At 62.5% G+C, this 12958-nt stretch carries 5 protein-coding genes and 1 pseudogene; all 6 read left to right on the plus strand.

The genetic code is table 11. The features are described from left to right. Nucleotides 1–261 precede the first annotated feature (261 nt). Nucleotides 262–483 carry a hypothetical protein gene (locus ACQS5P_RS21645; RefSeq protein ID WP_428938698.1) on the plus strand — a complete coding sequence of 74 codons (222 nt, stop codon included), beginning with the start codon at nt 262–264 and terminating at the stop codon, nt 481–483. After that, on the plus strand, nt 484–5649 hold the full coding sequence (locus ACQS5P_RS21650; protein ID WP_428938699.1) for a DEAD/DEAH box helicase: 5166 nt from the start codon (nt 484–486) through the stop codon (nt 5647–5649). Next, nucleotides 5646–8468, plus strand: a complete 2823-nt coding sequence (locus ACQS5P_RS21655) for a helicase-related protein (protein ID WP_428938700.1) — start codon at nt 5646–5648, stop codon at nt 8466–8468. The genes ACQS5P_RS21650 and ACQS5P_RS21655 overlap by 4 nt, the downstream gene beginning before the upstream one ends. A 2-nt stretch (nt 8469–8470) precedes the next feature. Beyond that, nucleotides 8471–11869 (plus strand): Eco57I restriction-modification methylase domain-containing protein, encoded by a 3399-nt coding sequence (locus tag ACQS5P_RS21660; RefSeq protein WP_428938701.1) that lies wholly within the window; start codon nt 8471–8473, stop codon nt 11867–11869. Between the two features lie 26 nt (nt 11870–11895). Then, nucleotides 11896–12246, plus strand: a complete 351-nt coding sequence (locus ACQS5P_RS21665) for a hypothetical protein (protein ID WP_428938702.1) — start codon at nt 11896–11898, stop codon at nt 12244–12246. 81 nt (nt 12247–12327) lie between these two features. Continuing rightward, nucleotides 12328–12789 (plus strand): annotated as a pseudogene (locus ACQS5P_RS21670) (hypothetical protein); the annotation flags it as partial. Nucleotides 12790–12958: the final 169 nt, after the last annotated feature.

The raw sequence follows: 12958 nt of genomic DNA on the forward strand, positions 1-12958 counted from the left end.
CACGGCGGTCGCCTCGGCCAGAGCGGCCAGATGCTCCTGGTCATCGCGGACCGCAGTCGCTCGAACTGCGCCCACAGTCACGCTCGGCACTCGCCGATGGCGCCGCAGTGGCGGCGCTACCGGGCGCCGCCAAAGCCAATGCTTACGTCAATCGCGTACGAGGGTCGTGACGTCCATTGACACCAGGTAAGAATGCCTGCTAAATGGGTGAGACGCGCTCGGGGCACGTCTAAGCACGGTTCCAACAGAGAGGGGGCCGACATGGGCTGGTCGCCGGATGTGGTGATGACCATCGCCGAGTTGTCCAAATACCTGAAGGCTTTCCGGTCCACGCTCTACACGTACAGTGTGTCCCAGGAAGGCAGGCTGCCCACCCTGGAAGGTTGGACCATGTTGTACGGTTACGGTGCGGCGGCGGATCAGTCGGTGCGTAACGACGCGAACAAGACATTTCGCAACAACAGTGAACGTGAGGGCGCGTAGATGGACGTCTTTGACCTTCGGAACCGTCTGATCAGGGACTACGCGAAGTTCGTGCGCAGCTTCATAGCGATCCAGGATGCACGCATTGCGGAGTACGTGGATCACGAGCTTGAAGAAGGCGCTCTCTGGCCCGACCCGCTCGTCCAATTGAACCCGTCCTTCGAGCCGGGCGAGACCATCGACGAGCTTGCCGACCAGGGCGTTCTTCACGATGAGTGCCGCCGCATCTTCCGTTTGAAATCCGGCCCCACCGACACAGGCAAGCCCCTTCGGCTCCACCGGCACCAGGCCGATGCCGTACGAGTCGCTGCGTCGGGGGGAAATTACGTGCTCACCACCGGCACGGGGTCCGGCAAGAGCCTTGCGTACATCATCCCGATCGTTGACCACGTGCTGAGGAACGGCACGGGTCGCGGCATTCAGGCGATTATCGTTTATCCGATGAACGCATTGGCCAACAGCCAAACCAACGAGCTGGTGAAGTTTATTCACTTCGGCTATGCGGATGACCAGCGACCGGTGACCTTCCGACGGTACACGGGGCAAGAGTCTGCGGAAGAGCAACAGCAGATCGTTGCCGACCCGCCGGATATCCTCCTGACCAACTACGTCATGCTGGAGCTTCTGCTCACTCGGCCCCACGAGAAACCCCTGGTCCGAGCCGCGTCCGGCTTGCGATTCCTCGTTCTTGATGAGCTTCACACGTACCGCGGCCGACAAGGCGCGGATGTGGCGATGCTGGTTCGTCGCGCTCGGAACGCCTTCTCGGCAGACACGCTTCAGTGCGTCGGCACGTCAGCGACCTTGGCAAGTGGCGGAAGATGGGCGGACCAGCAAGCGGAGGTCGCAAGGGTCGCATCTCAGATATTGGGTGCCACGGTTGAACCGCAAGGGGTAATCGGCGAAACGTTGCGCCGCATGACCCCCGAGGAGAACCGTCAGGATCCGATGTTTCTCTCCCGGCTGGCCGCTCGCGTGTCGCAGCCGTCAGCCGTACCAGAGAGCTTCGAGCAGTTCTTGAACGATCCTCTGGCGTCGTGGATCGAAAGCACATTCGGCGTACGTCGCGAGCCTGAAAGCGGGCGATTCGTGCGACAAGACCCCCGACGCATTACCGGGCCGAGCGGAGCGGCTGAAGAACTGAGCAGGCTAACTGGTCAGCCGCCGGAGCGCTGCGTCGCCGCGATTCAGCAGATGCTGCTGGCTGGATACACCTGCCTGAATCCAGATACCGGTTTCCCCGTCTTTGCCTTCCGGGTTCACCAGTTCATCAGCGGTGGCGACACCGCGTATGCGTCCCTTGAGCCGGAACAGCACCGATACGTGACACTTCATGGACAGCAGTACGTGCCGGGAGATCGACGCAAGGTACTGCTCCCCTTGGCATTTTGCCGTGAGTGCGGACAGGAGTACTACTGTGTCCGCCTGGAGCCCGACGAGACCTCCGGCCGACAGAGGTTTCTGCCGCGCGACCTCCGCGATACACGGCCTGAGGACGACAGTAAGCCGGGCTTCCTGTATGTCAGCACGCAGCATCCTTGGCCGGACGAAGCCAAAGAGATGCTCGCTCGTCTGCCCGAAGACTGGCTCGATGCGGATGGCCGAATCCTGGGTCGCCGCCGCAAGGAACTGCCGCAAGCTGTCAATGTCACGACCGATGGTCGTCTTGACGAAACCGGCCTGCGTGCCTGGTATCTTCCGGCCCCTTTCCGATTCTGCCTTCGCTGCGGCGTGTCCTATGGCACCCGCCAGAGGTCGGACTTTCAGAAGCTCAGCACCCTCGGCTCCGGCGGCCGAAGCACGGCAACAACGATCCTTAGCCTCGCCGCGATTGTTCACCTGCGCGAAATGCCGCTTGCACGTGAGGCGAGAAAGTTGCTCAGTTTCACCGACAACCGGCAGGACGCATCGCTGCAAGCCGGTCACTTCAACGACTTCGTCGAGGTGGGGCGACTTCGCGCAGCGCTCTATCTGGCAGCGGTCCGTGCGGGAGCGGACGGGTTGCGGCATGATGAACTGGCGATGAAGGTATTCGATGCGCTCGGCCTGCGCTTCGAGGACTACGCCAGCGATCCGTCTGCCCGCTTCCAAGCTCGCGATGAAACCAACCGCGTCCTGCGTCACGTCCTGGGCTATCGCCTCTACCGTGACCTGCTGCGCGGCTGGCGAGTCACCGCGCCCAACCTTGAGCAAGTCGGTCTGCTCGTCATTGACTATCCCTACCTCCGACAGGTGTGCGAGGCGACGGACATCTGGCAGTCCGCCCATCCGTCGTTGGCAAACGCGAGCGTTGAGCAGCGCATGGAAGTGTCCCGCGTCCTGCTCGACCTCATGCGCCGGAGCCTGGCGGTCAAGGTGGAGTACCTCGACCAGCAGTTCCAAGAGCGTCTCCTGCTCCAGAGCAGCCAGCGCCTTATCCCGCCTTGGGGCTTCGACGAAAACGATCAGGTCCGCGACCTGGAGCATGCGGCGGTGCTTTACCCACGAGCTTACCGTCCGGGGCAGGATTACGGCGGCGACCTGTTTCTGTCATCGTACAGTGGCTTCGGCCAGTACGTGCGTCGCCCGACCACGCTTCAGGCTGGGCGGCTGACGCTGGACGACACTGCACGCATCATCAGAGACCTGCTCAGGGCATTGCAGCAAGGCGGCATCTTGACAGTGGTGCACGAGCCACATGCGGACAACGATGTCCCCGGCTATCAGCTACTGGCCGACAGCATGGTCTGGAAAGCCGGCGATGGCACGCGAGGCTATTACGACCCAATCCGCCAGCCGACGATGTCGGCGGAAGGCAAGCGGCCGAATCCTTTCTTTCAACAGTACTACAGGGACGTCGCCCGCCTCACCCACGGCATTGAGGCGCGAGAGCACACCGCGCAGGTTTCTTACGAGCACCGCCAGAAAAGGGAAGAAGCATTCCGTGAGGGGCGATTGCCTGTGCTCTATTGCTCGCCGACGATGGAACTCGGCATCGACATCGCGCAGTTGAACGCGGTGAACATGCGGAATGTCCCGCCCACGCCGGCCAACTACGCTCAGCGCAGCGGCCGTGCCGGGCGTAGCGGTCAGCCCGCCCTGGTATTCACCTACTGCGCCTCGGGCAGCCCGCACGACCAGTACTTCTACAGACAGTCGGAGAAGATGGTGGCGGGCGTGGTCTCCCCGCCGCAAATCGACTTGGCAAACGAGGACTTGATCCGGTCTCACGTTCAGGCCATCTGGCTATCTGAAACGGGCCTGTCCCTCGGAGTCTCGCTTCGTGACCTGCTTGATCTCACCGGCGACCCGCCATCGCTGGCTCTGCTGCCGCACGTTGAAGCAGCAGTCAACGACGTGAACGCCCGAAATCGGGCTCGCCACCGTGCCGAGCATGTCCTGAAGATGGTCAGGGAGGACCCGGAAGCAGCTCGCTTCGACACCGCCTGGCTTGACATGGTCCTTTCGCATGTTGGGACGGAGTTTAACCGTGCTTGCGATCGGTGGCGTGGACTGTATCGGTCGGCCTACGTGCAGGCACAGAAGCAAAGCCAGATCATTTTGGACGCGTCGCGCAGCCCACAGGACAAGCAGGAAGCTCAACGGCTGCGGCGTGAGGCTGAGGCGCAGCTTCGTCTGCTGATGGACGCAGAGAACATCGTCCAGTCGGACTTTTACAGTTACCGCTACTTCGCCAGTGAAGGGTTCCTTCCCGGCTACAACTTCCCCCGCCTGCCGCTATCCGCCTACATCCCAGGCCGCCGGCTGCGCGCGAACCGCGATGAATTCGTCTCACGCCCACGCTTTCTGGCCATTTCCGAATTCGGCCCACGCGCCATCGTCTACCATGAGGGCTCCCGGTACATCATCAATCAGGTCATCCTGCCGGTGCAGGAAGAAGGCGAAGACATTCACACCCGAGTCGCCTTCATCTGCCCTCATTGCGGCTACATGCATCCAGGAGCAGATGGAACCGGCCCCGACATCTGCGAGCGTTGCCGTTGTCGCCTGGGCTCGCCTCTTCGGCAGCTTTTCCGACTCCAGAACGTGGTGACCAAGCGCCGCGACCGTATCAGCTGCGACGAAGAAGAACGGCTACGGCATGGTTACGAACTGCGAACTGCCATCCGGTTCGCCGAGCGCGAAGGCGCGGCCTCTTACAGGGTTGCCTCCCTGGAGGCGGACGGCCGGCCGTTGGCGACCCTGTACTACGGCCATGCCGCTACGCTGTGGCGGATCAACATGGGCTGGAGACGGCGACGCAATCAGGACCAGACGGGGTTCGTCCTGGATATCGAACGCGGCTACTGGGCGCGCAGCGATGACGAAACCCCTGACGCCGACGATCCGATGAGTCCTCGACAGCTTCGAGTCATTCCGTTCGTTGAGGACCGACGGAACTGTCTGATCTTCGAGCCGGCAAGCAACCTTGGCGCAGGCGCGATGGCCTCGCTCCAGGCCGCATTGAAGAATGCTATTCAGGTTCGCTTTGAGCTTGAGGACAGTGAACTTGCGAGCGAACCGATGCCCAGGCCGCAGGATCGGCGGTCGTTGCTTTTCTACGAGTCGGCTGAAGGCGGCGCTGGCGTCTTGCGCAGGCTCGTCGAAGACGAGTCAGCAGTAAGGCAGGTTGCCGAAGTAGCCTTGCGACTTTGTCACTTCGACCCAGCCACCGGTGACGACCTGCGGCGAAGCGCCGTGGCGAAGGAGGACTGCGAAGCGGCCTGCTACGACTGCCTGATGAGCTATACGAACCAGCCAGACCATGAGCTGCTTGACCGCAAGTCGATCCGCGACGTGCTGCGGCAGCTTGCCGCCTGCACCGTGCGGGCGTCGGCCGGCCCCGTTACCAGGGCCGCACATCTGGAACAGTTGTTGAGACTCGCGGGATCGGAACTGGAACGAAAGTGGCTGCGGTTCATTGATGAGCGGAACTGCCGGCTACCCACCCATGCGCAAGCGAGAATCAGTGCGTGCAATACCCGCCCCGATTTCCTCTACCGCGATGAGTACTGCGCCATCTACGTTGACGGGCCGCACCATCAGTTCCCCGAGCGTGCCCAGCGCGACCGCGAACAGGAATCGGCGCTGGCTGAGCAAGGATGGACGGTCGTGCGCTTCGGCCATGATGGGGACTGGCAGGCGATTCTGGATCGCTATCCCAACATCTTCAGGGGGCACGAATGACATACGCCATCGGATCACTGGTGCGTACCCGTGGCCGCGAATGGGTGGTCCTTCCCGAGTCCAGCGACGAGCTGCTTCTCCTACGCCCTCTGGGCGGCACGGATGATGAAATCGCTGGCGTCTGCACCGCCTTGGAAAGCGTCGAGCCAGCCAGCTTTGACCTGCCCGATCCGGCGCAGGTCGGCGATTACCGCTCCTGTCGATTCCTCCGCGATGCCTTGCGGCTGGGCTTCCGGTCCAGCGCAGGACCGTTCCGTTCGTTCGGCCGGATTGCCGTTGAGCCGCGCCCGTATCAGCTCGTGCCGCTTCTGATGGCGCTGCAACTCGACCCGGTGCGGATTTTGATCGCCGATGACGTGGGGGTCGGCAAGACCGTCGAGGCGGCACTGATCGCACGCGAGCTTCTGGATCGTGGCGAATGCCAGGCTCTTTGTGTTCTGTGCCCGCCGCACCTGGCCGAGCAGTGGCAGCGCGAACTGGCCGAGAAGTTCCACATCGACGCGCGGCTTGTCCTGCCCAGCACGGTGCATCGACTTGAGCGGGAATGCCGTGCAAATCAGTCGATCTTCGACGTGCACCCGTTCACGGTCGTTTCCATCGACTATATCAAGTCCGACCGCCGGCGCGACGAGTTCATCCGTACCTGCCCGAACCTTGTCATCCTGGATGAGGCCCACTCCTGCGCCTGGGAACAAGACTCCCGCGCCGGACGACACCAGCGATACACTCTGGTCAAGGACTTGGCGGCAGATGAAAACCGCCACATGATCTTTGTAACAGCCACGCCGCACAGCGGCAAAGAGGCCGCCTTTCGCTCGCTCCTGAGCTTTGTGAACAAGGATTTTGCGAACCTCCCCGACGAACTGAGCGGACCGGAAAACGAGCCCTATCGCCGGCGACTGGCAGCGCACTTCGTCCAACGACGCCGCGCCGACATCCGGCACTTCCTCGACAAAGAGACCGTCTTCCCCAGCCGGGAAGACCGCGAGGAACACTACAAGCTCACACCAGAATACAAGGACCTCTTCGATCGCGTGCTGAACTATGCCCGAGAGATCGTGGCGGACAAGACCGGCGGGCAGCACCGGATGCGCGTTCGCTGGTGGTCGGCCCTGGCGTTGCTTCGTTCACTTGCATCCAGCCCGGCCGCGGCCGCGGCAACGCTTCGCTCGCGTTCGGCGTCGGCCGAAACCCTGAGTTGGCAGGAAGCCGACGAAGTTGGCCAGCGCATGGTCTTGGACCAGGAAGACCACGAAGCAGCCGAAACTCCCGACGTTGCCCCGGGCAGCGACCCCGGCGAAGAAGCCGCCAGCGACGGGTCGCGCCGGCTTCTGGAGCTTGCTCGCCAAGCCGAGAAGCTTGCCGGCGACAAGGACGCCAAGCTGACCAAGGCGGTGTCCCTGCTTAAGCAGATCATCCACGACGGTTACAATCCCATCGTCTTCTGCCGCTTCATTCCGACCGCCGAATACCTGGCCGAAGAGCTGCGCCAGCGGCTCGGCAACAGGGTCGCCGTCACTGCCGTAACCGGGCTTCTGCCGCCCGAAGAACGCGAGATTCGCGTCCGCCAACTCGCCGAATCGTCGCCCCGCGTTCTTGTCTGCACCGACTGCCTCAGCGAAGGCATCAACCTCCAGCAGTACTTCAACGCCGTCGTTCACTACGACCTGTCCTGGAACCCCACCCGCCATGAGCAGCGCGACGGCCGCGTTGACCGCTACGGGCAGGCCAGTCCCACCGTCCGCTCCCTGATCTACTACGGCATTGACAACCAGATCGACGGCCTGGTTCTCGACGTGCTGCTTCGCAAGCACAAGGCCATCCGCAGCTCGCTGGGCATTTCCGTGCCCGTGCCGGCCGACACCAACGCCGTGGTCGAGGCGATCTTCGAAGGCCTTCTCCTGCGCGAACGCGCCGGCGCACGCGCCGATGACTTGCTCCCCGGCTTCGAGCAATACCTCCAGGACGAGCGCGCCCGGCTGCACACCGACTGGGAGAACGCCAGCCAGAAGGAAAAGCGCTCGCGGACCATGTTTGCACAGGAAGGCATTCAGGCGCGCGTCGGCGACGTCGCTCGCGAGCTTGAGGCCGTCCGATCCGCCATCGGCTCGGCCCGTGACGTCGAATCGTTCACGCGGGACGCGCTCCGCGCCTATGGTGCCTTCGTGACGGATCGGCCCGGCTTCGTCGAATTCGACCTTCGACAGATACCGCGGGCCTTACGCGAAACATGTGGATTCGTGGAAAGCTTCAAGGCAAAGTTCGAGCTTCCCGTCGATCCGGGCGTGCTCTACCTCGGCCGCACGCACCCCATCGTCGAAGGGCTGGCCCAGTACGTGCTGAACGCCGCCCTGGACGGCGAAGGCAACGTCGCCCGTCGCTGCGGGGCCATTCGCACCGACGCCGTGGACCGCTGGACGACCTTGCTGCTGCTTCGCTATCGCTATCACATCGTCACACACCGCGGCGAGCAATCGACGCAGCTCCTGGCCGAGGATTCCCAGCTTCTCGCCTTTGCCGGTGCGCCCGACAAGGCCCAGTGGCTCGACGCGGCAAAAACCCAGAAGCTCCAGTACGCCGAGCCAAAGCAGAACATCACACCGTCACAGGCGGCGGATTTCGTACGAAAGGTCATCGACCGCTTCGAGCATCTCCGTCCCAGGATCGAACAGTTCGCCCGCCAACGGGGTCAGGAGTTACTCGATGCCCATCGCCGCGTCCGCGAGGCAGCGCGCATGCGCGGCGTGCGGTATGAGATTCGACCCGAGCTGCCGGCTGACGTGCTGGGCATTTACGTCTTTCTGCCGGCGGGGGCTTAGCCATGCAGATCAGCCGACGCAATGCCTTTACCACGATCCGAACCGACGGTGGGCTTCTGCCCGCTGACTTGCTTCTCCGCATCGCCGAAGGCGACCGCTCCATCGACGGCCTGACGCCGGAAACCTACCACCTGGCCAAGTCTGAGCGACTCAACGAAGCCGCCACGCGGGCATGGAACCGGCTCCAGGGCGCATGGGAAGGCTTCCGCGCCGGCATGGACAAGCTGCCCGAGTCCGACGCCGGCACAACCCTCACCCGCGAGCGTTGGCTGCTCATTCTCTTCCAGGAACTCGGCTACGGCCGGCTCCAGACGGCCAAGAGCATTGAAATCCACGGCAAGACCTATCCCGTCAGCCACATCTGGCAGTCCGTGCCGATCCATCTTGTCTCGTTCCGACAGGAACTCGACCGCCGCTCACCCGGCGCCCGCGGTGCCTCGCGCGCCAGCCCCCACAGCCTGCTCCAGGAGCTTCTGAACCGCGGCGAAGGCTACCTCTGGGGCTTCGTCTCCAATGGCCTGCGGCTGCGGCTGCTCCGCGACAACGTCTCGCTCACCCGCGCCGCCTGCGTTGAGTTTGACCTTCAGTCGATGATGGAAGGCGAAGTCTACAGCGACTTTTTCCTTCTGTTCCTGCTCTGCCATCAGTCGCGCGTCGAGGTCCCCGAAGGCAAGACCATTGAGCACTGCTGGCTGGAGCGCTGGTACAACACCTCGCTCCGCGAAGGCACCCGCGTCCTGGACCACCTTCGCGATGGCGTGGAAAAGGCCATCGAAGCCCTGGGCGGCGGATTCCTTTCCCACCCGGCCAATACCGCCCTCCGCGACAAGCTCCGCGCCGGCACACTCTCCACCCAGGATTACTACCGGCAGGTCCTGCGCGTCGTCTACCGGCTGCTGTTCCTCTTCGTGGCCGAAGACCGCGACCTGCTGCTGCTGCCGGCCGGCGAAGATCCACGCCTCGCCGACGCTCGCGAACTCTACATTCGTTACTACTCCACTCAACGGCTTCGCCGGCTGGCTGAACGGCGCCGTTCCGCGCGACACGCAGACCTCTACCGCGCCTTGCGCCTGGTCTTCGCCAAGCTGCATTCCGGCTGCATGCAACTTGCCTTGCCGGCGCTGGGGTCGTACCTGTTCGCCCCCACCTCCACCCCGGACCTCGACGATGCCGACATCGCCAACGCCGACCTGCTCGTCGCCGTCTGGAATCTCACCTTCACGGCCGACAACAATGTCCGCCGCTCCGTGGACTACCGCAACCTCGGCCCCGAGGAGCTCGGCAGCGTCTACGAATCCCTCCTGGAGATGCGCCCCGACGTCAACCTCGACGCTGGCCGCTTCACCCTTACCGTCGCCGCCGGCTCTGAACGCAAAACCACCGGCTCCTACTACACCCCGAGCAGCCTGGTCAATTGCCTGCTCGATTCGGCCCTGGACCCGGTCCTCGACGAAGCCTGCCAGAAGCCCGACCCCGAGCAGGCGCTTCTCGACCTGAAGGTCTGCGATCCGGCTTGCGGCTCCGGCCACTTCCTCATCGCCGCCGCCCACCGCATCGCCAAGCGCCTCGCGGCCATCCGCGCCGGCGAAGATGAACCCGCTCCCGAGTCCATCCAGCACGCCCTGCGCGACGTGGTCGGCCGGTGCATCTACGGCGTGGACGTCAATCCCATGGCCGTGGAACTGTGCAAGATCAACCTCTGGCTCGAAGCCCTGGAACCCGGTCGGCCACTGAGCTTCCTCGATCACCACATCCGCTGCGGCAACAGCCTGCTCGGAACCACCCCGGCCCTGATGAAGCGAGGCATCCCCGACGACGCCTTCAAGCCCATCGAGGGCGACGACCGCGCTGTCTGCTCCGAACTCAAGCGTCGCAACCGCGATGAACGCCGCGGCCAGGGGCAACTGGCCTTCGACCAGCCGCAGTGGCTCAAGCTCGGCAACTTCGTGCAGTCCTTTGCCAACCTGACCGCCGAAGACGACTCCACTCCCCAGGCTCTTGCCGCCAAGGAACGACACTTCGTCGAACTTGTGCGCTCGACGCCCTACGAGAACGCCTGGCTGCTCGCCGACGCCTGGTGCGCCGCCTTCGTCTGTGAAAAACGCGGCGGCGCGCCGCTGGAGATCACCCAGGCCATCTTCCGCCGCTGGGAAGCCAATCCCCACCACATCACCCCGGCCCAGAAGGACCAACTGCTCGCCTTGCGCGAGCAGTACAAGTTCTTCCACTGGCACCTGGCCTTCCCCGAGGTCTTCAAGCCCAAGCCTACTGACCAGATCGACGAAGATGAGCTGACCGGCTGGTCAGGCGGCTTCGACGCGATACTTGGCAACCCACCCTATGGTGCTGCACAGTCACACAGAGAGAGGCTCTTACTCAATTCTATCCAGCCGGTAGGCTCTGCGACCGCGAATAGCGCCGCCGATTTCCTTTTGTTGTGCCAACGAGCGATCCGCCCAAATCGCAGAGTAGGCTTGGTCGTTCCCAAGTCGCTCACCTACTCCTTCTCATGGGTTCCTGTTCGCGACGATCTTCTTCCCTCGATAGAACAGGTTATCGACGTTAGTGAAGCATGGGAGGAAGTACTTCTCGAACAGGTCTTGGTGACCTACACAAGTCGGCTATCTGACACCAATGCTCCGACACAGCGGCTTGGTCGCATGACCGGGAGCACCATTGAATGGGCGGTGGACGAAGCGTCTGAGGCCGTTCAGCGGTTTGGCATCATACCAACGGGATTGACCGAGCGCGATACGCAAATAGTTGCTGCCATGCTTCGCAACTCAGATAGGTTACTTGACCGCATCTGTGCGACCCAGCGGGGCACAGGTTTGCAGAGCCTTGTCGTAACCGATGGAACGATACCGGTGCTTGCGGGAAGGGACATAGCCGACTTCGAGCTTAGACCCATCGAGCGTTTCATCACTGAAGACATCCTCGCTAGGGCACCTGTGCGACTCACGCAGGGGCCTACCGCGGTCTTCCAGAATATCGTGGCTCACATCACTCGCCCTGAGAATCACATCAAACTTACCGGATGCGTTGTGACCGACAGGGTTGCTTGCCTCGATACGGTAAATCTCGTTACACCATTAAGCTCCGATGTATCGCCGTGGGCGATTGCGGCTTTTCTGATGAGCGACATCGTGAATTGGTTCGTTTATGTGTGCATCTACAACCGCGCGGTGCGGACTATGCACTTCGATGGGTATTTTCTGAGGAAGATACCTGTACCGAAGACCGACCTGTTCGGAATCCTCGACCAACACGGAAAGGCCCTTTCCGAAGAACCGCGGAACAAGGCCCTATGGGGCCAGCTTAACGACGTTGTGTATGCGGCATTTGGTGTACCGTCAGATCTTGCGATAGCCATCAGCAAGGGACGCAAGCCCCGCTGGTGAAGCTGTGATTGAACAAGGAGCCAACTATGGACCTGACGCTATTCGGGAAGTTTGATCGCCTCCTCCTTGAGGTCGAGCTTGCGCCAACCAGTCGGGCAGATTTCGACGATCGTTACAAGGCCATCACGGGAGAGAACCCCGTCACAAGCGACTACTACAAAGTGCAGAACAACAAGTGGGGTTTGGAGTGCCGCATATACTTTGACGCGCCTCACTGGGTAGCAGAGAGTCTTGGAACGCTTGGGTACACCGTCGAGTCGCGGCCGGGGGGCGGTTACCGTTCCGAATATCAGTTTCGCGTAAACAGCCAGAATTTGTTTTGGCAACTCGTGCAACATGGCTATCGACTGGGGCCAAACGCACCGATTCCATCATGATCTCAAGGATTCAGAGAATGGACCAAGCTGTAACTCGAGGACGAGTTCTGACACCAAGGCAGACTCGCCAAATGATCAGCCGACTTCCTCAAGCCCCGCGTGCTGGAACTGGTCTACACCGCCTGGGATTTGGCCCCCTTCGCCCGCGACATGGGCTACGACGGCCCGCCATTTGCGTGGGACGTGGAGCGACGCTTTCAGCTTCGCTGTGAGCTGGACGCCGCATTCTTCCACCTCTACCTGCCCTGCACGCCCGACGGGCAGTGGCGTGCGGCCCGACGCGCGGACGGGGCCGTCGTGGATGAAACGCCCGAGCAACTGGCCGAACTGAAGCGGCACTTCCCCACGCCACGGGACGCGGTGAGCCACATCCTCGACACATTTCCCATCGTGAAGCGAAACGACGAGCAACGCTATGGCTGCTACCGCACCAAAGACCGCATCCTGGAGCTTTACGACACGATGCTGGCGGCAATGCGCGGCGAGGCGCCTTATCCCGCGTACCGCCTGCCGCGGCAGCCTGCCGGTGGCAGGTCCGCTTGAGCAGACGGCCGTGGCCGCCGCGTTCCCTGTCAAGACCCTTGCCCTGCGCGTTCACAAGTCAACGGGCAGGATCGCATCTACCTCGGCCGCAAGCGTCTGGCAGCCCTGCCCGATCGTCGGCTCCCGCAGACAACATCCCTTCGGGATCACGCACATGCGCGATTGATCT

Origin of the sequence: Fontivita pretiosa (genome assembly GCF_050410795.1) — a bacterium.
GTDB classification, from domain to species: domain Bacteria; phylum Planctomycetota; class Phycisphaerae; order Tepidisphaerales; family Tepidisphaeraceae; genus Fontivita; species Fontivita pretiosa.

Bases quoted from the DNA above. Each gene is read 5' to 3' on its own strand.
- ACQS5P_RS21655 (WP_428938700.1), top strand. From the start codon at position 5,646: ATGACATACGCCATCGGATCACTGGTGCGTACCCGTGGCCGCGAATGG.
- ACQS5P_RS21660 (WP_428938701.1), top strand. From the start codon at position 8,471: ATGCAGATCAGCCGACGCAATGCCTTTACCACGATCCGAACCGACGGT.
- ACQS5P_RS21645 (WP_428938698.1), top strand. From the start codon at position 262: ATGGGCTGGTCGCCGGATGTGGTGATGACCATCGCCGAGTTGTCCAAA.
- ACQS5P_RS21650 (WP_428938699.1), top strand. From the start codon at position 484: ATGGACGTCTTTGACCTTCGGAACCGTCTGATCAGGGACTACGCGAAG.
- ACQS5P_RS21665 (WP_428938702.1), top strand. From the start codon at position 11,896: ATGGACCTGACGCTATTCGGGAAGTTTGATCGCCTCCTCCTTGAGGTC.